Here is a 25308-nt window from a genome sequence, read left to right as displayed (position 1 = left end):
CGCACGTGGCTCAGCCGCACGTGACTCAGCCACACGTGACTCAGCTGCGCAGGGCGAGGGCGAGTTGGGCGTCGATGGCGGACATCGTGGTCAGGCTTCCGGAACCGACCCGGACGTTGGGCGCGGTGCCGTTCCGCGTGGACCGCTCGGCCGCCTGGGAGAGGGCCGACCAGTCGTTCTCGAAGTCCAGGCCCGACACGGTGATCATGCTGCCGCCGCTGTTGGAGCCGTTGCTGCTGACCTCCGACTGCTGCCCCGAGCGCCAGGAGCGGCCCTGCCCGAGGGCCTGGCCCAGGTTGTAGGAGATGTAGTCGAAGCGGGCCGCCTCGGCGAAGGCCTGGACGAGGATCAGCATGGACCGGGCCTGGACCTGCTCGGTGGCGGCGGTCGCGTTGCCGAGGCTGCTGATCGCGTTGCGGATGGCCCCCTGGTTGATCTCCAGGACTCCGCGGTCGTTGACGCTCGCGGCACGCTGCATGTCCGCGTAGTTGAGCCAGTTCCGCTCGACGACACGGTCGTTGCGGACCGTGCCCGGGTAGGGGTTGGCGGGCCCGCCGAACCGGTAGTAGCGGTTCTCGCCCAGGTTCCGGTAGCCCTCGACGTACAGGTTCCTGGCGTTGAACACGAGGCTCACCTGGTCCCCCGCCCGGTTGGCCAGAGTGATGTCGAAGTAGTCGTTGCCGGCGGCGGTCAGGACGATGTTGTTGTAGAGCCGGGAGGAGCCGGTCCGGCGGCGGATCTGCTCGACGACACCGTCGTACGCCCGCTTGAAGTCCTCGGGGTCGGAGGCCGAGAGGTCGTGGCTGGTGCCGTCGCTGACCTTGTCGGAGGCGACGGTCCGGATGTCACCGAGCGCGGTGGACCGCGGTGCCGGGGCGCCGTCGGCGTCGGCGTCGGCGAGGAGGACGGCTCCCGCCAGGAGCGCGGGAAGCAGTGCCGTGGTGCCGAGGCGGCGGACGATCGTCATGGGGCGGTTCCTCCATGTGCTAGAAAGTTCAATTACTTGGGGAGAAAAAAGAGAGAGAAAAAGGAGTCACGTTGACTCACACCGCGTCCGAGCGAGGGAACCGACCAGCCCCTGACTCGCTCGCGATAGCCGTGGTCGGTACGGACGAAGCGCTCGGCGGCTGCCTCTCCGAGGTGACCGCCCGGTTGATCCGGGAGCCGCACGAGCTCCGCTCCGACGACGACCTGCTGTTGTTCCACGGACCCCGCATGGCACGTCACGTGATGCGGTTCTCGGCGGCGGCACCGAGGATCCTGCCGCCCATCGCCGTCCTGGCCCCGCGGCTGGACGTGGCGGACGCGGCTCTGGCCCTGGACCACGGCGTGGCCAGCTACCTGCTGGAGCCGCAGTGTCCGGACCTGTTCACCGTCGCGCTGCACTACACCTCGCGCGGCGGGAGCATCCTGGCCTCGCCCGTGGCCGCGGACTGGGTCAGGGCACGATCGGTGCGGGGGACGCGGGTGACCGCCGGCCCGGAGCCGGATCTGGCCCGCCGGCTCACCCGGCGCGAGCGGCAGGTCGTCGAACTCCTCGCCACCGGGCTGGGAGTCCGGGAGATAGCCGGTGAGATGTTCCTGAGCGAGAAGACGGTCAGGAACTACCTGAGCCGCGTGTACCCGAAGCTGGGTGTGCAGTGCAGGTCCGACGCGATCCTGCGCTGGCTCGGCCGCCTGGAGCCGGAGGCGCCGGACGCCGGACCGGCCTGATGGGTGTTCGACACGACGAGGACCTCTTTCGGAAGCTGTTCCTGTGGGGTGCCTCGATCATGCCGGGCCGCGGCCACCGCGAAATAGAGTCACCTGCCTCCATCGCACGGGCGGCGGCGGACCGAACCGGCCGTCCGCCTCAGACGTCCGCGTACTTCGTGTCCGCCGCCGGGTCCAGGGCGAGCCGGTACCCCCGCTTGACGACGGTCTGGATCAGCTTCGGCGCGCCCAGGGCCGTACGCAGCCGGGCCATCGCCGTCTCCACCGCGTGCTCGTCGCGGCCCGCGCCCGGCAGGGCCCGGAGCAGTTCGGCGCGGGCCACCACCCAGCCCGGACGCCGGGAGAGCGCCCGCAGCAGGGACATCCCGGCCGGCGGTACCGGCTTCAGCGCGCCGTCGACGAGGACGGCATGCCCCCGGATCTCGACGCGGTGACCGGCGATGGGCAACGCCCGTGCCCGCGAGGGCAGTTCCTGGCAGAGCAGCTGTACGAGGGGGCCGAGCCGGAAGCGTTCCGGCTGGATGGTGTCGACGCCGAGGGCCTGGAGCGGCAGGGCCGTCACCGGTCCGACGCAGGCGGGGACGACGTCGTGGCCGAGGGCGGCGAGCAGGTCGCCGAGCAGCCCGCGGTGCTCGGCGCGCGAGATCAGCGAGGCCGCGGCGGGCGCGCTGGTGAAGGTGATCGCGTCGACCGAGCGGGAGACGACGGCGTCGAGGAGCCGGTCCACCGGCCCCAGGTCCTCCGGCGGCATCCACCGGTACACCGGCACCGGCACCACCTCCGCGCCCGCCGCCCGCAGCGACTCCACGAACCCCGGCAGCGGCTCCCCGTGCAGCTGTACGGCGACCCGGCGGCCGTCGACGCCCTCCTCCAGGAGCCGGTCGAGCACCTCGGCCATGGACTCGGAGGACGGCGACCACTCCTCGGTCAGCCCGGCGGCCCGGATGGCCCCCTTGACCTTGGGTCCCCGGGCCAGCAGCTCCACGTCCCGCAGCCGCCCGAGCAGCTCCTCACCGAAGCCCCACCCGTCGGCGGCCTCGACCCACCCCCGGAACCCGATCGCGGTGGTCGCCACGACCACGTCCGGCGCCTGGTCGATGATCTCCTTCGTGGCGGCGAGCAGCTCACCGTCGTCGGCGAGCGGCACGATGCGCAGCGCGGGGGCGTGCAGCACGGCGGCACCGCGCCGCTGCAGCAGTGCCCCGAGCTCATCGGCGCGGCGCGCGGCCGTGACCCCCACGGTGAATCCCGCGAGAGGACCGTGCGGACCGGGCTCCGGTCGCTGCTGCTGTTCCTCGTCCATGGCTGCTCTCCTAGCTGACCCGCATGCCGAACGAGCCTGTCAACGGTGCGTGACAGGCTCGGTTCGGGTTGATGTCACCGGTGTTACGTCACACCTTGGCGTAGCTGAGCTGCGCCTTTGCCTCGGTGGCGGCCGTGGCCTGCTCCCGCACGGCCGGCCGGCGAAGGTATACGGCCCAGGTGACGGCGAAGCACAGGCCGTAGAAGACCAGGAAGGCGACGAAGGCGCCCGTGCCGCTGCCGTAGGAGAGGTACGACTGCCGGAAGGCGAGGTTGATGCCGACGCCGCCGAGCGCGCCGACCGCGCCGATGAGCCCCATGGAGGCCCCGGACAGCCGCCGCCCGTAAGCCGCCGCTTCCTCTCCCTGCAGCCCCTTGGCGAGGGCCTTGGCCTGGAAGATGCCGGGGATCATCTTGTACGTCGAGCCGTTGCCGAGCCCGCTGAGCACGAACAGCACGACGAAGACGGTCACGAACATCGGCAGCGACTTCTGCATGCTGGCGACGACGAGCAGGGCGGTGGCGGTGGCCATGCCGACGTAGTTCCAGAGCGTGATCCGCGCCCCGCCGTACCGGTCGGCGAGCCAGCCGCCGACGGGCCGGATGAGGGAGCCGAGCAGCGGGCCGATGAAGGTGAGGTAGGCGGCCTGGAGCGGCGTACGGCCGAACTGGACCTGGAGCACCTGCCCGAAGGCGAAGGCGTACCCGATGAACGACCCGAACGTCCCGACGTAGAGGAAGGACATGATCCAGGTGTGACCGTCCTTGGCGGCGTCGATCGCGGCGCCGGTGTCGTTCTTCACGGTGGCGAGGTTGTCCATGAAGAGCGCGGCGAGGACGGCGGCGACGACGATCAGCGGGATGTATATGCCGAGCAGCACCCGCGGCCCGCCGCTCGCCCCGATGATCGCGAGGGCGACCAGCTGGATGACGGGCACGCCGATGTTTCCGCCGCCGGCGTTCAGCCCGAGCGCCCACCCCTTCTTCTTCAACGGGAAGAAGGCGTTGATGTTGGTCATGCTGCTGGCGAAGTTACCGCCGCCGATACCGGCCAGCAGCCCCACCAGCAGGAACGTGTTGAAGGACGTCCCCGGCTTCATCACCGCGAACGCGGCGACGGTCGGGATGAGCAGCAGCCCGGCGCTGATGATCGTCCAGTTCCGGCCGCCGAAGATCGCGACGGCGAAGGTGTACGGCACCCGGACGACCGCGCCGACGAGCGTGACCATCGAGGTCAGCAGGAACTTGTCGGCGGGGGTGAGCCCGTACTCCGGCCCCATGAACAGCACCAGAACCGACCACATGGTCCAGATCGAGAACCCGATGTGCTCGGAGAGGACGGAAAAGATCAGGTTCCGCCGGGCGACCTTCTCGCCGGTCGCGTTCCAGAACGTCTCGTCCTCCGGATCCCACTCCTGGATCCAGCGACTGTGTGAGGTAGGGGCTGGGGCTGTCATGACGCCTCCACGGTGCTCCGCGTGCTCGGTCTGCTACGAGTGACTAGGCCACGAAGGTAGGGAGGCGTCGTTTCCGCGCTGTGGCTGTGGGTGACCGGAAGGGAACGTTGCTCTCACCCTGCGGGGAGGCCCGGTGAGAGGTCGGAGGGCATCGGGGAGGCCGGGGCGGGTCAGCGGGAGGGGTACGGGGGCTGCTGGGGCTGCTGGTGGTAGGGGCCGGGGGCATACGGGCCCGGGGGCTGCTGAGGAGCGGCGTACGGCCCGGCGGGCTGCTGGGGCGGGGCGTAGGGGCCGGGGGCGTAGGGCGCGGGCGGCTGCTGACCGTAACCGGCGGCGGGGGCAGGGGCAGGGGCAGGGGCGGCGGGGGGTTGGCCGCCGTAGGGGCCCTGGCCGCCCTGGCCGCCGTACGGGCCGTAGGGCCCGGCCTGCTGCGGGGGCTGCTGCATCGGGCTCGGCTGCATAGGCATAGGCGTAGGTGTGGGGATAGGCATAGGCGTGCCGGGCGGCAGATACCGCACCCGCCCGCTCTGGTCCGTCACCGGCACGAACCCGGCGGCCTGGAGCCGCTGCGCGAACTTGGCGTTGCGCCCGCGCGTGACGAAGAACCCGAGCCCCATGACCGCCATGAGGAGGACCCACACCAGACCGGCGACGACGAAGGCCCCCGCACTCCCGCCGGCGCGCGCCGCGGCCAGCACCAGCCCGAGGGTGATACCCCCGGCCCCGAGCAGCATTCGTTTCTCGGCGTTCTTCCCGGTGAGGTCGAACTGGATCCGGGCCTTGAGGAGTTCGACGGCATCGGGCACGAGGGGCGGCAGCGGGACACCGTCGGCGGCGTTCGGGTACTGCGCCCAGTTCTGCGCGGCGCGCGCCCGCCCCTGCGGGCTGTGGTCGGGCACGATCAGCAGCTTGAGGACGTTGTTGCGGGAGCCGGTGTGGCGGGCGTCGGCGTACTCGTACCCGAACTGCTGGGCGACGAAGGCCAGCCGGGCGAGCTTCTTGACGGAGGCCCAGGTGTTGCTGAGCTCGACGGGCTCGCCGCTGGCCATCAACTGGAACATCTTCCGCACCTGCCGCGCGCTCACAGCATCCACTCCCCGTCGGTCGAGCAACTCGTTTGCCTTCCGCAACTTGGGAAGTTTTTCACGGGACATGCCACAAGGAGTCGGCTACCTGGCGGATTGACCGGACCTTGACCTGCCCACCTCGAACCACAACAGCTTCCCGGCACCGCGGTCCAGCGGGCCGCCGTCCCCGACGGACCAACCGCCCCACGAGTCGGCGCACTCCTGCACGAGATGCAGCCCACGCCCGTTTTCGGCATCCGCCGGGCTGAGCGGGACGCGATCCCGGGGCGGGATACCGAAAGGGGCTGGAATCCGCGGGTGACTGTCCCAGACACCGACGCGCAGCCGGCCACCGGGCAGGGCGGTCAGCCGGAGGGAGGCGGGTCCGCTGGTGTGCCGGTAGGCGTTGGTGACCAACTCCGACGTCAACAACTCGACGACATCGAGGACTTCAAGTCTGCCGTGCCCGCTCAGCGCCGCCCGTACGGTCATGCGTGCGACGCGTGCCGCGCGCGGGTCGTGCGGCAGACGGAGGGCGTACGCCCAGGTGTCGGGCGGGGATACGGTTCCCATGGAGACCTCCAGCGAGAACAAGAAGGGGGAGGCGGATCGGGCTCAACGACCGCGCCGGACGGTGGCTCTGCCGTGAGGTGCGCTTCCGGCTTATGGGCACGGGGAGTTGAGCGGTACAGGCATTACAGTAGGCCGCAAGCGGGAGATATATCTCTACAATCGGGGAGATGTGCCCGCGTTTACCTCCTGTGGGTTACAAGAGAGCCGCACATCGGCCGGGAAGGACATGCCGTGCCGCCCACCAGCAACCCCACTCTGCGTCAACGGCGTCTCGGTACTGAGCTGCGCAAACTCCGCGAGCGATCCGGCCTCACCGTCACCCAGGCCGCTGCGCTCCTGGGCGTCAACCAGGGGCGCGTCAGCATGATCGAGACAGGCCGCAGCTCCCTCAGCGCTGACCGCGTCCGCTCACTGGCATCGGCATACGACTGCTCGGACGGCGCTGTGATCGACGCCTTGGCCGCGATGACCGGACGCCGAACGGGCGGCTGGTGGGAGGAGTACCGCGAACACCTCCCGGCCGCGCTGGTCGATCTGGCCGAACTCGAGCACCACGCGACCGGGTTGCGGGTGGCCCTCGCGATGCACGTTCCCGCCTTGCTGCAGACCGCCGACCATGCCCGTGCCCTGTTCCGGGCAGTGGTGCCGCCCATGCGGCAGTACGAGATCGAGCACCGTCTCACGCACCGCATGAAACGGCAGGGGATCCTCCACCGCGGGAAGCCGCTTCCGTATACGGCGATCATTCACGAGTCGGCTCTCCGCATCCGGTTCGGCGGCTCCGACGTCAGGCGCGGCCAGCTCAAGCACCTTCTCGACATGGGCGAGCTGCCGAACGTGACCGTCCGGGTGATCCCCTTCGATGCGGAGTACTACCCGAGCACGGGTCAGTCCTTCGACTACGTCGAGGGCCCGGTCCCCCAACTCGACACGGTGCAACTCGACACCCACCACGGCGGCTGCGGATTTCTCGACGGGGAGGCACAGTTGAGCAAGTACCGTGCCGTGCTGGACCACATGGAGTCCTGCGCGCTCGGCCCCGCCGAGTCGCACGACTTCGTCCAGAGCCTCATCCAGGACATCTGAGAGAGCGACCGTGCACATACTCCACTGGCGGAAGTCGACGTACAGCGGCGACAGCTCGAACTGCGTCGAGGTGGCCACCACCTCTGCGGCCGTCCACATCCGCGACTCGAAGACCCCGGCAGGCCTCCGCCTCGCGGTCGGGTCCTCCGCGTGGGCCCACTTCATCTCCTGCCTGCTACAGCCCCGGTCACAGTGACCGCATGGGAACGGACATCCACGGCTGGATCGAGTGCCGCACCTGGCGGGAGGGCCTGAACCACGACGAGACGGCATGGTCTCCGGCCATCGGCTTGCCGATGCTGGGGATGCCGAGGGACTACGACGGCTTCGCCTGCCTCTTCGGAGTACGCGACTTCGACGCCACATGGCGCCCGGTGGCGGCGAACCGAGGCCTACCGCCGGACGCCTCCCCCGAGGTCCGCCAGGAGCACGCCACCTGGGCGGCCGCGGCCTTCGGCGAGACGGGGCTGACCTGGCCGGAGGCGGGGTCGATCGACTGGACGGAACCGGCGGTCCCCCGCACCACCCACATCGCCCGCTACAACCGCACCCCGGACGGCACCCTCCGCCTGCTCCACCACCACGATTGGAGCAGAGGCTTCGCCCGGGCGAGCGGCATCAACACGCTGACGACGTCCCCGGCCGACCTGGCCGGCGTCTGCCCCGAGGGCACGGAATGGACCACCGGCACCACGGTCTACCGAGCCGAGCGTGCCCGCCGCCGCGACGCCGTTCCGGAGGACGGCCCGTGGGCACCCGTGTGGACGGTGATGGAGGCCCTGTCGGGGGTCCACGGCGAGGAGAACGTGCGGTTGGTGGCGTGGTTCGACGAGTAACAACCACCTGCCCCGCCCCCGGTCACGGCTGGCACTCGGCACTCCCCCGCTGCGATGCCAGCTTCTCGGTGATCCAGACACCTTGCTTGCCGGTCCGAAGCAGACTGCGGTAAAGGACGTAGCTGTCACTGGAAGGCGTGTCGACGTCGGTCTTTCCGGTCTCCAGGCTCTTGTTGTACGCCTTGGTCTGATCCTCGCAGTAGACGAGACCAGCGGTTCCGTCCGTGTTGATCTTCACCTTGGCGTCGAAGAAGCGCTTCGTACCGGTGATCCGGTCCTTGTAGTCCACGAACTCCTGGATGAACTTCTGGCTCCCCGCCGCCGCTTCACCCTCGGAGTAGAAGCGGTACGCCTTGTCGAGCGGGTCCTGGTGGGCGATCGCCATGTCCACCGCCTTGATGAACTGCTCGGTGTCACCGAGGACCGCGTCCTTCTTCAGGTCGCCTGTCTTCGGCCACTCGAAGGCGTACGACAGGTCGGACGGCAGCTTGATCTCCGGCCTTTCAGCCACACTTGCCGCTGCCGAGGCACCGGACGAAGCCGAGGACTTCGGAGTGGTCGCTGTCGCCTTTGCCGACTTGTCGTCGGACTTCGACTCTCCGGCACCGCATCCGGCAAGAACCAGCACACCCACAATGCAGACGCCGACAGCCCTCGTTACGGCTGGCACTGAGCCGCCCCCCTGGTGGAAATGATCTGTGATGTCTGCCAGACACCGTCGGAGTTCTTGTCGAGCCTGGTGTTGTAGGTGACGTAACTGTCCTTGGTGACGGGCGTCTTGTTGATTTTGTTGGACTTCTTGTCCTTGCTGAAGCCCTTGCTCTCGTCGCCGCAGAACGTGAGGATGGCCGCCGTCTTGCTCTCGAGCGTCACCTTGCGGTCGTAGTACCGGACAACGCCGGTGATCGTGACATTGGCCTTCTTGAACTGGGCGACCCAGGACAGCGCGGCCTCAAGGGCCTTACCCGTGTTGTAGTAGGCGATTCCTTCGCCCTTGGAATCTGTCCCGGCGATAGCCGCGTCGGTCGCCCGCAGCATCTCCGCATTGTCCGCGAGCACCGCGTCCTTGACCGCATCCCCGGTCCGGCCGCCCTCGAAGGTCAACGTCACGTCCGACGGCAACGTGATCTTCGGGCGGCCGTCGGACGAGGCCGAGGCAGACGCACTCGGCGAGGCCGAAGTAGACGCCCCGGTCGCTGTCGGCGCGGACGAGGCCTTGTCCGCGGCCTGCGCTCCGCCGTCGCCGTCACCCCCGCCGCATCCCGTGAGGAGGAGTACGGAGGTCAGACCGGCTACGGCTGTCGTGGACAGGCGGGAACGGGGGTTCACGAATGACTCCTGGTAGAACGGCTGGGATTGGTACACGAGGTACCGAGAACACGCGGCTCGTCGACTAGCCGACGCAGGCCTTGTCGCCGCGGTGCGAGGTCAGAGCGGTGGTCTGCCACACGCCTGAGTCGTTCTTCTCGACGCGCGTGTCGTACAACACGTACGGGCTCTGGTCCGAGGGCGTCCGGTCGACCTTGCCGGTCTTGCGGTTCTTGTTGAAGCCCTTGCTCTCGTCGGAGCAGTAGAGGACCGTCGCCGTGGTCTTTCCGGAGGCCAGGGTGACCTTGGGAGCGTAGTAGCGGGTGGTGCCCGTGAAGGAGAGGTCGGCGTCCAGATACGCCTGGATCCAGGCGACGGCGCCGCTCAACGCCTTGTCCCGGTAGTAGAAGTACAGGCCGGGTGCGCTCGTGTCACCGCGCAGGATGGCGTCGTTCGTCGAGTCGATGCGTGCGGCGACGTCTGCGAGTACGGCGTCCTTCGCGGCATCGCCCGTCCTCCAGCCTGAGTATTCGTCCGTCACGTCCGACGGCAACGTGACGTGGGGACGGTCCGTCCTGGCCGACACACTCGGCGACGCGGATGCGCTGCTGACCTTTCCCGTACCGGCCGCCGCGCTGTCGTCACCTGCGGAGGACCCACCGCTGCCGCCACAACCGCCGACGAGCAGCGCGATCGCGGCCCCCGTGAGTGTGCGTACGAACAGACGGGGCCGGCGGCTCACTCTGAAACTCCTGCTGGGGCGATGTGGTCGGGATGGGGAAGTGAGGCAGCGGCGCACGGCAAGGCGGACCTGGCCAGGTGCCCTTGGGTACATGGCCAGGTCCCGGTCGTCGTCACCGGACGACAGATCTCACCTGTTGACGGACTGGATCTCCTGCACGGTGACATCCTGCGACCGGCCGAAGGAGCCGTCGGGCAGCCGGCGGTCATTGGTGCCGTCGCTGCCGGACCAGGTGATCTGCCAGGTGATCGTGGCCTTGAGCTGGTACGAGCCGTTGCCTGACGACCGGAGGTACTTCACCCCACAGGGTGGCGTCTTGTGGGCGTCGCCCGCGGTGTACTTCTCCCCGACGCTGTCGTCGTTGTTGAGTGCGCACACCCCCGAGGCCGGATAGGTGACCGCGTCGGAGGTACCCGGCTCGATCTTGAGGGAGACCGGTTTGGCGGTGGTCGTGGCCCACATGCCCAGGGCGTCGATGCGCGCGGTGACCGAGACCGGCTTGAACGTCGTCTTGTCCAGCCACGCCCACGTGGGGAGGTTGACCTTCGTCTTGTCCGCCGGGGCCAGGCTCACGTCCTTGGAGGGCACCCTGATCTCGTTGTAGGCGAGTTCGGCGAGGATCTGTGGCGTGACGGCGTTCTTGATGTTGGCCGGCGGTGCGTCGCCGGTGGCCACCCAGAAGTAGGGCTCGTCGCACTTGTCCCAGCCGGGCGGGAAGGATTTATTGACGTACGAGTCCCACCAGTAGCCCTTACCGGTCTCGTCCTTGTTGAAGTCCTTGTAGGGGTGACCGTTGACGTACCGGTCGCGCTGGGTCTGGTCCCACGCGTCACCGGTCGAACCGGCCGCCCAGATCGGCTCCAGGTACGCCTGCAAAGCGGCGGGCGTGTATTTCGGGGCGTACCAGCACGCCGGCGGGGTCCAGGACGTGGTGGAGGTGACGGGCCCCACGGAATCGCCCGAGCCGTTCTTGGAACGGTCGTACACAATCACGCCCGCGCTGAGCGAGTCCCCGTCGGCACCGCCCGACGTCTTCCCTCCCGGCACGGGGGGAGTCTTCGCACCTCCGCCTACTCCGGTGTTAGCCATAGCAGGCTGAGCTCCTGCCAGGATCGAGCTGACCAGAAACAAGGTGATCAGCGTTCTTGAGCCCGGCCTCATGGCTGGCACTTGGAACTCCCCCTTACAGACATGAGCTTCTCGACAGCCCAGACACCCTTATCGTTCTTGTGCAACTGAGTGCTGTAAAGCACGTAGCTGTCTTTAGTGACGGACGTCTTGTTGACTTTCTTCGTCTTCAGGTAGAGGTCATATGCCTTGCCCTGGTCCTCGCAGTACACGAGAGAGGCCTGATCGGAGCCGCTGACGTCCACCACCGGGTCGTAATAGCGGAAGTGGCCCGTCGTCCGCGCCTTGGCCTTGACGTATGCCTGCACATACGTCTGGATCTGAGCGGCGGCTTCGCCCTCGAAGTAGTACCGGTAAGCCTTGTCCAACGGGTCCTGGTTCGCGATGGCAAGGTCAACGGACTTGATGTTCTGCTCGCTGTCCGCCAATACGGCGTCCTTGACCTCGTTCCCAGTCTTGGGCCACTCGAAGGTGTAGGAGAGATCCGATGGCAGTTCGATCTTCGGCCGCCCCGACTCGGCCGCCGAAGCCGAAGCACTGGGCGAAGCCGACGTCGACGCCCCCGTATCCGCGCCCGCGATCTTGTCGTTCGACTTTGAGCTGCCTCCGTCACCTCCACCACACCCGGCAAGCAGCAGTGCGGCCGCCACACCGGCGGTGGCTGTCGTGAGCAGGCGGGAACGGCGGGTCACGGTGGGCTCCTGGTGGGGCGGTTGGGGTCTGCGAAGCAGCGAATACGCTATCGGGGTCCATCCGGAACACACCAGAGCGATTTGCTGCGACCCAGTCGCACGAAGCGTGCACGACACATCATAGTCGGGCAACTCGCCACCCCCACTTCAGCTTTGGTGCCGTCCCGTGACATCGCCGCGACCCTCAGTTGGCCCCAGCAAAGGCTGTCGGCCGGGTCAGGTCACCCGTACGTGCGGTGATCCACACATTCAACCCAGGCACCTTCCCAATACCGGATAAAGCCGACCATGTTGCACCAGTGGCCCCGTCGACCGTTCACGGAGCGGCCTTCACTTCAAACTGCAGGGACCTGTAACTTCACGTGTGCATAGGTTTGTTGACGGGGCGTACGCGACGGGGGTTGCGGGGTTATGGCGGGGTACCGACCGGCGGACTGGCATCCACTCGACCTGGACAGGGACCCGACCCCCGGCGACCCGCAGCGCGTCCGCACCCTCGCGACGCAGTTGCACGACTTCGCCGACGACGTCTCCGACGCGCTGCGTCTGGTCAAGGGCATGGCGGGCGAGGACACGCTCCTGCAGTGGGCGGGCAAGTCGGCGGAGGTGTTCAAGGAGCAGTTCAAGGACGTTCCGAAGAACCTGAAGAAGCTGAAGAAGTCCTACGAGATGTGCGGCGACGCCCTCGCGGACTACTGGCCGAAGCTGGAGCGGGCCCAGGCCCTGGCCGACAAGGCCCTCGCCAAGGCGAAGGAGGCCCAGGCCGACCTGTCCTCCGCCAAGTCCCGGCTCTCCTCGGCCGATTCGTGGGTCACGCGGGCGACGAAGGAAGCCGACAAGTACAAGGACGACCCCACCGGCAGCAAGTCGGACGGTGACAAGCCGGACGAGGGGAAGGTGCGGGCCGCCACCCGGGACGTGCAGAGCGCCAAGTCCGCGCACACCCAGGCCCAGTCGGACGTCACCACCGCGCAGAACGCCCTCGATGCCGCCAAGAAGATGGCCGAGGACGCCCGCAAGATGCGGGACGACGCAGCGGGCGAGGCGAAGCGGAAGATCGACGAAGCCTCCGACGCGGGAATTCCGAACCGGCACTGGTGGCAGGACGTCGGTCACTGGTTCGAGGACAACTGGGACACCATCGTCACGGTCTGCAAGGTCGTCGTCGCGGTCGTCGGGATCATCGCGATGATCATCGGCGGGCCGATCCTCGGCGCGATCGTGCTCGTCGCGGCGCTCGTCGTGCTCGCCGACACGCTCTACAAATACTCCAAAGGGCAAGCATCCCTATGGGACGTGGCGTTCGCCGCCATGGACTGCATACCCGGCGGCAAGGGCATCACCAGCCTCGGCAAACTCGCCAAGGGCCTCAAGGAGATGAAGAACCTCCGAGGCGGCATGAAGGCCATGAGCCTCGCCGTCCGCGGGCTGGGCAAGAACGCGCGTGGCATGCTGGCCGAGGGCGCGGCGGGCGCGTTCAACCGGCTCAAGAGCGTGGTGCGTTCCAAGGGCAGCGACCCGGTCGACATGGCCACCGGCGCCATGTACCTCCCACAGACCGACATCGAGCTGCCCGGCCTGCTCCCCCTGGCCTTCACCCGTCGCGTCGCCTCCGATTACCGCTGCGGCTGGTGGTTCGGCCCCACCTGGGCCTCCACCCTCGACCAGCGCCTGGAAATCGACGAGCAGGGCATCGTCCACGTCACCGAGGACGGCCTGCTGCTCGCCTACCCCCACCCCACCGCACCCCACGCCCCGGTCCTGCCCGAGGCCGGCCCCCGTCGCCCCCTGACCCGCCTCGACGACGGCGGCTACCGCATCACGGACCCCCTCACCGGCCACACCCACCACTTCGCCCGCCCCGCCGCCGACGGCACCGCTCTCCTCACCCGCATCACCGACCGCAACCAACACACCCTGACCTTCGACCACGACGAGCACGGCACCCCGCTCGCCATCCGCCACTCCGGCGGCTACCACCTGCGCATCACCACCGATGAGGGCCGCGTCACCGCCCTCTCCCTGGCCGACGCCGCCGACGTCGTCATCAAGCGCTACGGCTACACCGACGGCAACCTCACCGAGACGGTCAACTCCTCGGGCCTGCCCCTGCGCTTCACCTACGACCAGCGACTGCGCGTCACCTCCTGGACCGACACCAACAACAGCCGCTACGCCTACACCTACGACGACCGCGACCGCTGCATCGCCGAGGGCGGCGAAGCCGGCCACATCACAATCGCCCTCGACCACGACGGCATCGACCCCGCGTGGCCCGACTGCCGTATCACGACCCTCACCACCGCCGAAGGCGCCGTCACCCGCTTCGTCATCAACGACAACAGCCAGGTCATCGCCGAGACTGACCCTCTCGGGCACACCACCCGCACTACCTACGACTCGCATCACCACCTTCTGGCCAAGACGGATGAACTCGATCAAACCACCCGGTTCACAAACAACCCGTACGGTCAGCCCACCAAAATCGCTCGTCCAGACGGCCGAGAAATACAAGTGGAGTACGACGACTTCTGCCTACCCACCCGGGTCGTTGCTCCTGACGGGGGTGTCCATCGGTGGAGCTACGACGAGCGTGGCAACCGCATCGTCGCAAGCAACTCTGCTGGAGTGGTCACTCGCTTTTCCCACGACGACTCGGGCCGACTCACTTCAGTCACCGACGGCCTCGGCCACATCACGACGGTCGTGTGTAACCGCGCAGGCCTCCCTGTTGAAATCAGCGACCCATCAGCCGCCACGACCCATTGCGACCGGGACCCTTTCGGCCGGCCTGTCACCATGACAGACACGACCGGTGCCGTCACCCGCCTGAAGTGGAGCGTCGAAGGACGGCTCGTTCGCCGTATGGCACCGGACGGCGCCACGGAGTCATGGACCTACGACGGTGAGGGCAACTGCATCAGCCATGTCGACTCCATTGGCGGGACCTCTCACTTCGAATACACCCACTTCGATCTGCTGACCGCCCGTACCGGTCCAGACAGGGCTCGCTACGAGTTCGTCCACGACGCACAACTGCGTCTCACCGAGGTAGTCAGCCCCCAAGGCCTGAAGTGGACATATGAATACGACGCGGCAGGCCGGCTGGTTTGCGAGACGGACTTCGACGACCGCACCCTCGCATTCGCGTACGACGCGGCGACTCGCCTTGTGTCCCGCACGAACGCCCTCGGTCAGACGATCAGGTTCGAGCGAAACGCGCTGGGACAGGTCATCCGGAAGGACGCGGCAGGTCGGGTAACCACGTACGTCTACGACGAGGCTGACCGGTTGGCTCAAGCGATCGGCCCCACGTCAGCGCTCACCCTTGTGCGTGATTCCTTCGGCTATGTGCTTTCGGAGACCGTCTCCGGCCGCACGGTGCGGTACGAGTACGACGCGCTCGGACGTCGTACTGCTCGCACGACCCCCAGCGGCGCCCGAAGTAGTTGGTCGTACGACGCGCCGGGAAACCGCACCGGTATGGTGTCGTCGGGCCGGTCGATCGGCTTCGTTTACGACGCGGCCGGCCGTGAACTGACCCGCACCGTCGACGGTGCGTTGACCCTGGAACAGGGCTACGACCCCACAGGGCGTCTGACGAACCAGACGCTGACGGATGCACAGGGCAGCCTCATCCAACATCGGACGTATCGCTACCGTGCCGACGGCGGCGTAATCGGCATCGACGACCGTCTGGCCGGAACCCGCAGCTTCGAGCTGGACGGGGCAGGCCGCGTGACCGCGGTGCGGGCCGAAGACTGGACGGAGCGGTACGCCTACGACGAGATGGGCAACCAAACCACCGCGGAATGGCCGACGGCTCACGAAGAGCCAGGGGCCACCGGCGATCGTGAGTACGCAGGCACGCGCATAACCCGCGCTGGACACGTTCGCTATGAGCACGACGCTCTCGGCCGCATCATCCTGCGCCAGAAACCACGTCTGTCTCGCAAGCCGGATACCTGGCGCTACGCATGGGATGCCGAGGACCGTCTCACTTCTGTTGTCACTCCGGACGGCACACGCTGGCGCTATGAATACGACCCGCTGGGCCGTCGCGTGGCCAAACTCCGCATGGCTGACAGCGGAGAGGAAATCGTCGAGCGCGTCGACTTCACCTGGGACGGCACCGTTCTGTGCGAACAGACGACGAACGCTATCGGTCTCCCCAACCGCACCACCCTTACCTGGGATCACCAGAACCGGCGCCCCATCGCTCAGGCGGAACGCATCACCACGGACGAGATGTCTCGGGAGGAGATCGACTCCCGCTTCTTCGCCATCGTCACCGACCTGGTCGGCACACCGACCGAACTCGTCGACGAACAGGGCCGGATCGCCTGGCATTCTCGCAGCACAGTCTGGGGAAACAGCGCGCGGTCCGAGAGCAGTACTGCGTATACCCCGCTCCGCTTCCCCGGGCAGTACTACGACCCGGAGACGGCCCTCCATTACAACTACTTTCGCCATTACGATCCGGAGACGGCCAGGTATCTCACAGCGGACCCGCTGGGGCTCACCCCGGCTCCGAACCCGATGGCGTACGTTCACGACCCCCTTACGTGGACAGACGCGCTCGGACTCGCGCCGGACTACCCGCTGGGAGAAAAGGGGAACCCCTTCGGCAGCAGAGCGGACGCCGAGAAATCCGCGTTCGAAGTTGCCGGAGTGCCGCACGGGACCACTCCGGACGCAGAATGGGTGGTCATGGGCGACAAGAATTACAAGAACATGCCGGGATACGTTTACTCCAAGGATCCGACACACTGGGGAAATTTCCGCCAGTTCGAGATGGAGAACGGCTCGCGTGTCATCGTGGAACACACTCATGACCCGGCTGGCCCTCACTTCCACGCAGGCGCTCCCAAGGGACAGACTCCAGAAGAGCAGAGTCGCAACCTCGTCAACTTCGGCTGGGACAATACCCAGAAAGGGTACGGCACCATGGAGCGGTACCGGGCGTTGGACAAGCCTGGCGGAGACCATCACTTCTTTTATCAGCAATGACTTTCAGGGGTTGCCATGGACGCAGAAATTAAGTCCCGCTTCACGAACGCCGGCCTGGAAGTGGTCGCTCGATACACAGGCGTTGACGGCCCGTCCGTCGAAGAGGCGTTTCACCGGGTCGTGCACATCGATGCCACGCCGGTTCAGAGAATGCAGAAGCGCGGACCCGATGCGGCTCACCAGGTCGACGATGCCTGGAAGGCCTGTGCACATCAAGGAGGAGTAGTAGCCGATGATGGAGCTTTTCTCGCGGCCGGCAGCATGAGCTACGGGTGGGTTCACGTCAGACTGACCCCGGCAACCGATATTTCTGCGTTGGCGGACCAGGGAGGAGAGCTTCTTTTCATTGCCCGTTCCTTGAGCGGTCACCGGGTCTGCGCGGCCAGCACCGAGGGATCCGAATACTGGATCCTTGAAATGGATTTTCCTGCACAGGAATGACGGGGCTGAAGAGCCGTCTGACAGGAAGGGGTGGCGCTCGGTGGAGTTCGAGTTCTCCGTGGACGAGAACGAGGCACCCCCGCCGTCGGGATTCGACCTGGGGCACATGGACGTCCGGGGCGACCGGGGAGAGGCGACCTCGCGGGACCGCACCCCGGACCAGGCGATGATGGTCTACCTCTCGCTGCCCCTGCTCATGGACGGCCTGCGCCGTTTCCTGCCGGGCCGGGACCGGTCCTTCACGACGTCCGCCGTCGACTCGTCCTTCTCGCTGACGTTCCGGCGCGGCAAGGACGGCTCGATCGAGACCCTCCACGACGGTACGGTCATCGACCGCTCGTCCGCCGAGGACCTCGCGAGCGCCGTGCTCACGGGAGCCGAGCGCTTCGCCGCGCCCCGGCTCCCCCTCCTGCCCGGGAACGATGCGGGACGAGAGGACCTGGAGAAGTCCCTGGCCGAGTTCGGGGACTTCGTGGCACAGCTGCGTCGGCGGAACTCCGGTGAGTAACGGCGCCTCCGAGCCCTGGGTGGTCCTTGTTCCGGAGGGGTCCGCCGGGGTCCGGCGCCAGCTGGCGGAGCTGACGGCGAAGGGCGGGCGGGTCCACCACTTCGACGCCCGGGATCTGGTGACCGAACAGGGGGTGTACCGCGCCTTCGCGGAAACCCTCCGCTTTCCCGGCTACTTCGGCCGCAACTGGGATGCCGTGGTCGACTGCCTGGGCGACCTGTGCGGCGAGGTCACGGGAGGAGGGGTGGGGATCGCGGGCGTCGTGCACGGCGCGGATCTTCTGCTGCAGACAGCACACTTCCCCCTGTTCGTATCGGTTCTCTGCCAGGGCGCCGACCGCGCGAACTCGGCCGTGGACCTCGACGGCGACCCCCTGGACCGGCCCGCCGTCGCCGAACACTTCGTCCTCGAATTCCGTGATTTCGACCGCGAGAAGCTCGCAGCCCGCGTCGGACAGCCCGACCTGATCGTCACCGCAGGGGACGGCTTCGTGGGAGCCGCGCTCAATCCCGAGGTATGGCACTGAGGCTGCGGCTGCTCAGGGCGCCCGCCGGCGAGTGCGTCCCCCGCGAGTCCGTCCCCCGCGTGCCCCGTTCGGCCACACCCGCGCCCTCCTCCCCGCCGCCACGTCCTCCACCCACCCGAACGCCACCACCGCCACCGCGATCAGCGGCCAGACCACCGCGAACATCCAGAAGCCGTAGGTGGAGTCCAGGAGCCCCGACGCCCGGTCCGACTCCATGAACGGCAGGTTGTACGCCTGGTCGATGATCGGGACCGTTGCCATGATCAGCATGTTGTGCCAGAGGTAGATGGTCACCGCGCGGTTGTTGGAGAGGGTGATCCATCTGTCCCAGCGGCGCAGGCCGCCCGGCAACTCCCGCCAGGACGGGGCGTACTGGAGCAGCAGCACGACCGCCCCGAACGACCAGCACGCCTGCGCCAACGGGATGTCGTTCAGGTCCCAGCCGTCGGGGCCCTGGTGGCCCGCCGCCCACCACAGGCCCAACGCCATCACCAGGCAGGAGAGGGAGACCGCCGCGTAGCGGGGGACTCGCGCCAGTACGCCCTCGTGGTGGGCGAAGCCGAGGATCCAGCAGCCGCCGTACACCGCGAAGTCCGTGACCGCGTTGCCCGTTTCGCCGGGGATCCTCACCAACCCCGTGGCCAGCAAAGCCGTCAGCGCCAGCGGGGCCAGGACCGTCGGCAGCGGGGCCTTGCGGAACGCCCGGAGGAGGAACGGCGACAGCAGGACGAACCACAGGTACGCGCGGAGGTACCAGAGCGGGCCCGCCGCCTGTTCCGCCCAGGTGTCGTCCAGCAGGCCCGACGCCGAGCCGAGGTGTTCGGGGTAGGGCGGGGCGCCGATCGGTACGAAGTAGTCGATCAGCTTCGCACAGCCGGACCAGCCACCGCCTACGTCAGGGTCCTTCAGCGGGTGCCAGCCCGCCGTCAGCATCATCGTCAGCAGGACCGGGCTGAACAGCCACAGGGGCGGGAGGAGCCGGCGGAGCCGGCCCCGGATCACACTTCCCGCCGGGCGGTTCAGGCTGCGGGCCATCAGAGAGCCCGCCAGCGCGAACATCACGCCCATGGAGGGGAAGAGGACGGTGAGCCACGGCCAGCCGAAGAGGTGGTAGACCACCACGCGGAGCAGAGCCAGGGAGCGGAGGAGGTCCAGGTAGCGGTCCCGGCCGCCGCCGGTTCCGGCCTTGCCCGTTCCGACCGGGGCCGCTTCTGCCTGCGTCATGCCGCCTGCCTCTCCCCGGTGGTGCCCGGAGCCGCCCCCACCACTCCCGTCCGCCGCAGCTTCTGCCAGCGCAGGCGGCCGCCGGTGAGGGCGGTGATCCAGGACTGGAGCAGGACGACGTACATGAGCTGGCGGTAGAGGATCTGCTGGAGCGGGAGCGAGACGAGGTGGGTCATGCGTTCCCGGTCGAGGTGGAAGGCGTAGGCCGCGCAGGCCGCCTGGACCGCCAGGACCCCCAGCCAGGCGCCGATCGTCTTCTGCGTCGGGCCGAAGACGATGCCGTAGAGGAGGAACGCGTCGATCAGCGGGGCGAGGAGAGGTGCCACCACCATGAACAACGACACCAGCGGCAGACCCACCCTGCCGAAGCGGCCGGACGGGCCGCGGTCCAGCATCGCCCCCCGGTGTTTCCAGATCGCCTGCATCGTGCCGTACGACCAGCGGTAGCGCTGGGACCAGAGCTGGGAGACCGACTCCGGGGCCTCGGTCCAGGCCCGGGCCCGTTCCGCGTAGACCACCCGCCAGCCGTTCCGGTGGATCGCCATCGTGATGTCGGTGTCCTCGGCGAGGGTGTCGTCGCTCATGCCGCCGACCTGTTCGAGGGCGGTACGGCGGAAGGCGCCGACCGCGCCGGGGATGGTCGGCATGCAGCGCAGCACGTCGTACATCCGGCGGTCCAGGTTGAAGCCCATCACGTACTCGATGTGCTGCCAGGCACCGATCAGCGAATCCCGGTTGCCTACCTTGGCGTTGCCGGCGACCGCGCCGACGGCCGGGTCGCCGAAGGGCTGGACCAGCTCCCGTACGGTGGCCGGTTCGAAGACCGTGTCGCCGTCCATCATCACGACGATGTCGTGACGGGCGTTCGCCAGGCCCCGGTTGAGGGCGGCCGGCTTGCCCGCGTTCTCCTGGCGGACCACCCGGACGCCCGGCAGGTCCAGGTTCTCCACGATCCGTGCCGTACCGTCCGTCGAGCCGTCGTCGATGACGAGGATCTCGACGGGGTGTTCGCTCACGGTCAGTGAACGGACCGTGTTCTCTATGCACTTGGCCTCGTTGTACGCCGGGACGAGCACCGACACCGGTTCGGTCACCGGGCGGCCCCAGCGGAAGCGCCGGCGGCGGACCCTGCGGGCGTGCACGACCGACAGCCAGAGCATCAGGGCGAACCGGGCCAGCACGGACGCGCCGATCACCGCCAGGCCGGCCACCAGCACGTCCGTGATGCCGTCCGCCGCCTGGACCAGGAGGATCCAGGCCCTGCCCTGCCAGAGGTCGGGGCCGGTGACCGGGGTGTGGGCGCTCGGCGCGTTCAGGGCCTCGGTGAGGTTGTCGAAGGTGTAGCCCTGCTTCTGCAGGAGGGGCAGGAACCTGCCCAGGGCCTGGACGGTCTGGTGGCGGTCGCCGCCCGAGTCGTGCATCAGGACGATCGCACCCTTGCCGGCGCCCGGGGTGGCGTTGCGGATGATCCGGTCGACGCCCGGCTTGCGCCAGTCCTCGCTGTCGGTGTCGTTGACGACGGTGATGTAGCCACGGCTGCCGATGTACTCGGTCACCGGCCAGGAGAGGTCGTCCATCGCGTCGGTGAAGGAGGAGTACGGCGGGCGGAAGAGGGAGGTACGGATGCCGGCCGCGCCGGTGATCGCCAGCTGGGTCTGGGACAGCTCCCAGTCGATGCGCTTCTTCGACTGGTACGACAGGTCGGGGTGGCTGAAGGTGTGCACGCCCACCTCGTGGCCCTCGGCCACCATGCGCCGGACCAGCTGCGGATAGCGGGAGGTCATGGTGCCGGTGACGAAGAAGACGGCGTGCGCGTGGTGCTTCTTCAGGACGTCCAGGACCTTCGGGGTCCAGGTCGGGTCGGGACCGTCGTCGAAGGTGAGGACCAGGTGGTGGTCGGGGATGCGCAGTGACGTCGTACGGCCGCCCCGGGTGTCGATGACCGGGCCGCCGTCCAGGATCTTCTCCGGGACCCGGCCGGAGGCGGCCTCGGGGCGGATGCGGTGGTCGGCGAGGATCTCGCTGTGGACGTAGCCGCGCAGCATCAGCATCGCCATCAGGGCGGCGAGGACGAGCACGGGCAGCGTCAGGCGCATGGGCAGCCGGCGGCGCCGGGAAGCGTCGGCGGCGGTCCCGCGGCGCCGGGTGCGGGAGGCCATCAGAGGACGGGGGCGGGAGAAGCGGCGACGCCGGTGCGCGGGGCCGCGCCCTCCGCGACCGGGCCGCCGGTCGGGGCGGCCGACTCGCTGGGCGAGACCGGAGGCGGCGACGAGGCCGGAGAGGCCGGCGCGTCGGAGGAGGGCGTCACCGCGGACGGCGAGGCGGACGCGGACGACGACCCCGGCTTCGGCGAGGAACCCGTCACCCCCGCGGACGACGTCGGCCGGGCGGACGCCGACGCACTCGGCCGGGCGGTCCCCGTTCCGGCACCGGGCGCCCGGGAGGAAGCGCCTGCCGACGGGGGCGTACCGCCGCTCACGCCGGGGCCGGCCACCGAGGCGCCGTCGTCCGAGGACCGGGGCGAGTGCGCGGGGCGCGGCGAGTCGTCGACCTTGCCGGCCGGCCTGTCTGCGTTCTGCCCGGGCACCGGCAGCCAGGGCGCGTCGGAGCTCCCGGACAGCAGGGTGACGACGATGACGACCGCGTAGACCGCGCAGGCGAGGCAGACGGCCATCCCGATCCGGCGGAACCGGCGGCTACGGCGCCCCGACGCGTCGACGAAGACGGGGGCGGCGGGGCCGGGGCCGGGGCCGAGGCCGGCGAGGCCGTCGAAAGCGCCGGAAGCCTCTGCGGCACCGGACCGGGTCGGCCGTATCGGCCAAGTCCGCCCTGGCGGCGGTATCGGCCCTGTCGGCCCTGTCGGCCGTATTCGCACGGCACCGACGTCGTTCTGGACGGTCACCTCGTCGGGGTCGTGGACGAGGTCCGGGGCCGGGCCATGGACGAGGTCCGGGGCCGGGTTGCGTGCAAACACCGGGATCGGGGGCTCGACGACGCTCCACGGGTCCCGTAACGACCCGACCCGCAACACCTCGGTCCCCCCGGTCGCCCCGGCGGCCCCGGCGACTCCGTCGGTCCCCGCCGCTCCGCCGCCGTCGGCGTCCGCAGCGGCCGGCTCCGTCCCGTCGTCCCCCGTCACCGGTACATCCCGGGCGTCCAGGGCCACCTGCGGCAATTCGGGTTGGGTTTCTTCTCGCCAATTTTTCACGCGCGTACATCCCCCCACGGGACTGTTCCGGGCGCACTGACGAACCCGAGCACACGTCATCGGAACGGGCCCTCACCCGCTCCGAACGCCCCCTTCCAGCTCTCCGCGCTCGGGCCCATGAAGCTAGCGCACAGGGAAGACCCGTGTTCCCGATGTGTCATTTGTGGTCGTCCATCACCTCTTGATCAGTGGCCGGAATCCATCCGTCGGCCGGCCACTGAAGCCAGCCTTCCACCCGCCCGATCTCGACGGCCGCCCGCCGCAGCCCGTCGACTCCCGGATGGACCAGCCCCTTTCGCCACACGAGCGACACGGGCGACAACGGGACCGGATCGACCAGGGGCCGCAACACGCTTCCAGGTATGGCCGGAAATCCCACTACCGCAAGGATGGGATACCGATCCTTGGCCATGACTCGCTGGAACTCCTCCTCCCCGACGGCCAGCGGCAGGGGCGGCGCGACCGCGATGCCCCGCCCCTCGAAGAGCTGAAAGGCCAGGTCAGTCCATTCCAGGGTGCGTTCGTTCCCGGCGCCGGCGTACACCGTCTCCCCCGCCAGCGCGGCCAACGGCACCGCGTCCAGAGTCGCGAGCCGGTGGTCGGAGGGGAGAATTACGGCCATGGGTTCGAACCGTACGGGCTGTTGTTCGAGCCCGGAGCGCAGCGCCGGATCCAGTCCCGCGAACCGCCCGAAGGACGCGTCGAGCCGCCCCGCGAGGAGTTCGGCCGCCGCTCCGGTGAGCCCGCTCTCGTAACGGGCCATCAGCTCGCAGTCGGGGGTGAGTTCGCGGGCGCGGTGCAGGACGCGGCGGGCGGTCTCCAGGCCCGGGGAGTTGAGGTCCACCAGCATCGGCCGGGCCTGCCCGAAGGCGGCGAGCAGGGCGTCCTGGGCGGCCAGCACCCGGCGGGCGTACGGCAGCAGCCGGGTGCCGTCGGCGGTGAGGCTGACCTGCCGGGTGCTGCGGAGGAACAGCTCGGCGCCCAACTCGCGCTCCAGTCGCCGTACATCACGGCTGAGTGCCTGCTGGGCGACGTACAGCCGGGCGGCGGCGCGGGTGAAGTGAAGTTCCTCGGCGACGACGACGAAGACACGCAGGAGCCGGGGGTCGATGTGGGCGGGAGAAGCGGCCATCGGGCGAATTTACCCGTACCGCACCGGGCACCCGGCCGATGCCCCGGCGGGCAGTCACCGATGCGTCGGCAGGGACATCACCGGTGCCCCATCAGGCACTGTTACCGGCAACGCGGCAGGAAACAGCAACTAGACGAACCCGCAAGCAAGTTGGCAACAACGAGGCAGCTCGACGCGGCCTGGCCCCGGGTCCTGCGCCAGTAGCATCGGCGCCCTGGCGCCGCCGGACGCGTTCGCCACCGCTCTTCTGGAAGGACGCGACAACAGTGCAGTCTCCACTGCCCCGGCGGCCGAAGGGGCCGTCGGCCATCGCCGCGGCGTCCGCCTCCCGCACCGCGCCGGGCCCCGCCCCCGAGGACGACTCCGCCTCCCAGCAGCGACCCGACCCCACCGCGCCGCCCATGTCCGCGGCGGCGGCCGCGTTCGCCACGGAGAGCGCGGTCACCCCTCAGCACACAGCCGTCGCTGCCGGCCCACCGCGTGTCGGCGGCGAGCGCACGGAGAAGGGGAGCGGGCGCCGGCTGCCCCGGGCGGTGCTCCTGACCGGGGTGTCCGTGGTCGTGGCCGCGCTGATCGGCGGCGCCTTCCTCATCGGCCGCGCCGGTGACGACGACACGCGGTCGTCGGACCCGGCGTCCGGCGCCATGCCGGGCACTGCGGGGGACGGTGGCTCGTACGACAGCACGCCGAGCCTGCTCGGCCCGCCCCCACCGTCCATGTCGCGGTCCGCCTCGCCGTCCACGTCACCGTCACCGTCGGCGGACGCCACCCACGCGTCGTCGGGGCCGCCGGCCACGAAGGCCGTCAAGGGCGGCTCCGCCGCCCACCCGACGACCGAGCCGTCCGTCGCTGCTGCGGCGGCGCCGGACGGCGGCCAGACCCGGGCAGTGTCGGGCGGCAGCGACGACGACTCCTCCTGCACGTCCGCCGCGGGCTCGGGTGCCCTCACCGACTACTCCGTCTGCGTGTCGTCCGGGACGGTCACCTTCCAGGTCACCTTCCACACCTCGCAGTCCTACTACCACGTCTTCTTCAACACCGACGGCAACACCGCGACCGGTTACCAGCTCCCCTATCCGTCGCCCTCGGCCCTCGGCGCCGACTACATGATCGAGAACGGCGGCCTCTACCGGAGCCGGTCGGCCGACTGGAGCTGGACCGAGACGGCGACCCGCCCGAAGCGGACGGTCGACGGCTCGACACAGACCTGGACGCTGCGACTGAGCGGGATCGGCTCACCGACCGGCACCCAGCGGGTCGAATTCAACGCCGGATCCGACTACACCCCGGTGATCGCCTTCAGCCCGAAGTAGCCCGACTCACAACACCAGTGCGTGAATCGGCGCCGAGCAGGT

23 protein-coding genes are annotated in these 25308 nt (G+C 68.8%); 10 read left to right on the top strand and 13 right to left on the bottom strand.

The genetic code is table 11. The annotated features are described in order from the left end of the window. Positions 1-40: 40 nt before the first annotated feature. Positions 41-967, bottom strand: coding sequence for a ribosome-inactivating family protein (locus KVT45_RS05710; protein ID WP_217545386.1), 927 nt, complete (start codon positions 965-967; stop codon positions 41-43). A gap of 71 nt (positions 968-1038) precedes the next feature. Here KVT45_RS05710 and KVT45_RS57615 point away from each other — a divergent pair, with 71 nt between their 5' ends. Next, positions 1039-1713, top strand: coding sequence for a response regulator transcription factor (locus tag KVT45_RS57615; RefSeq protein ID WP_302832481.1), 675 nt, complete (start codon positions 1039-1041; stop codon positions 1711-1713). Between the two features lie 139 nt (positions 1714-1852). Here the strand turns inward: KVT45_RS57615 and KVT45_RS05700 are convergent, their stop codons facing one another. The 4 genes from KVT45_RS05700 to KVT45_RS05685 form a co-directional block, all read right to left on the bottom strand. After that, on the bottom strand, positions 1853-3016 hold the full coding sequence (locus KVT45_RS05700; RefSeq protein WP_217545385.1) for a uroporphyrinogen-III synthase: 1164 nt from the start codon (positions 3014-3016) through the stop codon (positions 1853-1855). Between the two features lie 88 nt (positions 3017-3104). Then, entirely contained in the window at positions 3105-4472 is a 1368-nt protein-coding gene (locus tag KVT45_RS05695) for a NarK/NasA family nitrate transporter (protein WP_217545384.1), read from the bottom strand. A gap of 170 nt (positions 4473-4642) precedes the next feature. Further along, positions 4643-5557: a hypothetical protein gene (locus KVT45_RS05690; protein ID WP_217545383.1), complete on the bottom strand. Its 915-nt coding sequence runs from the start codon at positions 5555-5557 to the stop codon at positions 4643-4645. A gap of 84 nt (positions 5558-5641) precedes the next feature. Further along, on the bottom strand, positions 5642-6112 hold the full coding sequence (locus tag KVT45_RS05685; protein WP_217545382.1) for an ATP-binding protein: 471 nt from the start codon (positions 6110-6112) through the stop codon (positions 5642-5644). A 231-nt stretch (positions 6113-6343) separates the two neighbouring features. Here KVT45_RS05685 and KVT45_RS05680 point away from each other — a divergent pair, with 231 nt between their 5' ends. From KVT45_RS05680 to KVT45_RS05670, 3 genes are read left to right on the top strand one after another with little or no spacing between them, the layout of a single operon-like run. Further along, positions 6344-7198 carry a helix-turn-helix transcriptional regulator gene (locus tag KVT45_RS05680; RefSeq protein ID WP_217545381.1) on the top strand — a complete coding sequence of 285 codons (855 nt, stop codon included), beginning with the start codon at positions 6344-6346 and terminating at the stop codon, positions 7196-7198. Between the two features lie 10 nt (positions 7199-7208). Next, positions 7209-7394 (top strand): DUF397 domain-containing protein, encoded by a 186-nt coding sequence (locus KVT45_RS05675; RefSeq protein WP_217545380.1) that lies wholly within the window; start codon positions 7209-7211, stop codon positions 7392-7394. 4 nt (positions 7395-7398) lie between these two features. Continuing rightward, positions 7399-8034: a hypothetical protein gene (locus tag KVT45_RS05670; protein WP_217545379.1), complete on the top strand. Its 636-nt coding sequence runs from the start codon at positions 7399-7401 to the stop codon at positions 8032-8034. 22 nt (positions 8035-8056) lie between these two features. Here the strand turns inward: KVT45_RS05670 and KVT45_RS05665 are convergent, their stop codons facing one another. From KVT45_RS05665 to KVT45_RS05645, 5 genes are all read right to left on the bottom strand, one after another. After that, positions 8057-8545 (bottom strand): hypothetical protein, encoded by a 489-nt coding sequence (locus KVT45_RS05665; RefSeq protein WP_308310659.1) that lies wholly within the window; start codon positions 8543-8545, stop codon positions 8057-8059. 146 nt (positions 8546-8691) lie between these two features. Next, on the bottom strand, positions 8692-9363 hold the full coding sequence (locus tag KVT45_RS05660) for a hypothetical protein (protein WP_217545377.1): 672 nt from the start codon (positions 9361-9363) through the stop codon (positions 8692-8694). A gap of 64 nt (positions 9364-9427) precedes the next feature. Continuing rightward, positions 9428-10084 (bottom strand): hypothetical protein, encoded by a 657-nt coding sequence (locus tag KVT45_RS05655; RefSeq protein WP_308310658.1) that lies wholly within the window; start codon positions 10082-10084, stop codon positions 9428-9430. A gap of 129 nt (positions 10085-10213) precedes the next feature. Continuing rightward, positions 10214-11245: a hypothetical protein gene (locus KVT45_RS05650; protein WP_217545770.1), complete on the bottom strand. Its 1032-nt coding sequence runs from the start codon at positions 11243-11245 to the stop codon at positions 10214-10216. Further along, positions 11242-11904 carry a hypothetical protein gene (locus KVT45_RS05645; RefSeq protein ID WP_308310657.1) on the bottom strand — a complete coding sequence of 221 codons (663 nt, stop codon included), beginning with the start codon at positions 11902-11904 and terminating at the stop codon, positions 11242-11244. The genes KVT45_RS05650 and KVT45_RS05645 overlap by 4 nt, the downstream gene beginning before the upstream one ends. Before the next feature lie 411 nt (positions 11905-12315). Between KVT45_RS05645 and KVT45_RS05640 the strand changes: the two genes are divergently transcribed. From KVT45_RS05640 to KVT45_RS05625, 4 genes are read left to right on the top strand one after another with little or no spacing between them, the layout of a single operon-like run. Further along, positions 12316-16914 carry an RHS repeat-associated core domain-containing protein gene (locus KVT45_RS05640; protein ID WP_217545376.1) on the top strand — a complete coding sequence of 1533 codons (4599 nt, stop codon included), beginning with the start codon at positions 12316-12318 and terminating at the stop codon, positions 16912-16914. A gap of 15 nt (positions 16915-16929) precedes the next feature. Continuing rightward, the gene (locus KVT45_RS05635; protein WP_217545375.1) at positions 16930-17355 is read left to right on the top strand and encodes a hypothetical protein; all 426 of its coding nucleotides are present in this window, start codon (positions 16930-16932) and stop codon (positions 17353-17355) included. A gap of 40 nt (positions 17356-17395) precedes the next feature. Further along, entirely contained in the window at positions 17396-17863 is a 468-nt protein-coding gene (locus KVT45_RS05630; protein WP_217545374.1) for a hypothetical protein, read from the top strand. Beyond that, positions 17856-18389 (top strand): barstar family protein, encoded by a 534-nt coding sequence (locus KVT45_RS05625; protein ID WP_308310655.1) that lies wholly within the window; start codon positions 17856-17858, stop codon positions 18387-18389. Before KVT45_RS05630 ends, KVT45_RS05625 begins: the two co-directional genes overlap by 8 nt. Positions 18390-18401: 12 nt before the next feature. Here KVT45_RS05625 and KVT45_RS05620 read toward each other — a convergent pair whose 3' ends face one another. Both KVT45_RS05620 and KVT45_RS05615 read right to left on the bottom strand, forming a co-directional pair. Then, positions 18402-19613 (bottom strand): acyltransferase, encoded by a 1212-nt coding sequence (locus KVT45_RS05620; RefSeq protein WP_217545372.1) that lies wholly within the window; start codon positions 19611-19613, stop codon positions 18402-18404. After that, on the bottom strand, positions 19610-21772 hold the full coding sequence (locus KVT45_RS05615; protein ID WP_217545371.1) for a bifunctional polysaccharide deacetylase/glycosyltransferase family 2 protein: 2163 nt from the start codon (positions 21770-21772) through the stop codon (positions 19610-19612). The genes KVT45_RS05620 and KVT45_RS05615 overlap by 4 nt, the downstream gene beginning before the upstream one ends. Before the next feature lie 33 nt (positions 21773-21805). On the opposite strand from KVT45_RS05615, the gene KVT45_RS05610 reads away from it, so the two are divergent. Further along, positions 21806-22261, top strand: coding sequence for a hypothetical protein (locus tag KVT45_RS05610; protein WP_217545370.1), 456 nt, complete (start codon positions 21806-21808; stop codon positions 22259-22261). Positions 22262-22978: 717 nt separating this feature from the next. Here KVT45_RS05610 and KVT45_RS05605 read toward each other — a convergent pair. Next, positions 22979-23953, bottom strand: a complete 975-nt coding sequence (locus KVT45_RS05605) for a LysR family transcriptional regulator (protein ID WP_217545369.1) — start codon at positions 23951-23953, stop codon at positions 22979-22981. Between the two features lie 266 nt (positions 23954-24219). Here KVT45_RS05605 and KVT45_RS05600 point away from each other — a divergent pair, with 266 nt between their 5' ends. Continuing rightward, the gene (locus KVT45_RS05600) at positions 24220-25266 is read left to right on the top strand and encodes a hypothetical protein (RefSeq protein WP_217545368.1); all 1047 of its coding nucleotides are present in this window, start codon (positions 24220-24222) and stop codon (positions 25264-25266) included. Positions 25267-25308: the final 42 nt, after the last annotated feature.

The organism is Streptomyces sp. GbtcB6 (assembly GCF_019091475.1).
GTDB classification, from domain to species: Bacteria; Actinomycetota; Actinomycetes; order Streptomycetales; family Streptomycetaceae; genus Streptomyces; species Streptomyces hyaluromycini.
The sequence above is the reverse complement of the archived record's forward strand: the minus strand, read 5'-3'. Positions and strand labels throughout refer to the sequence as shown.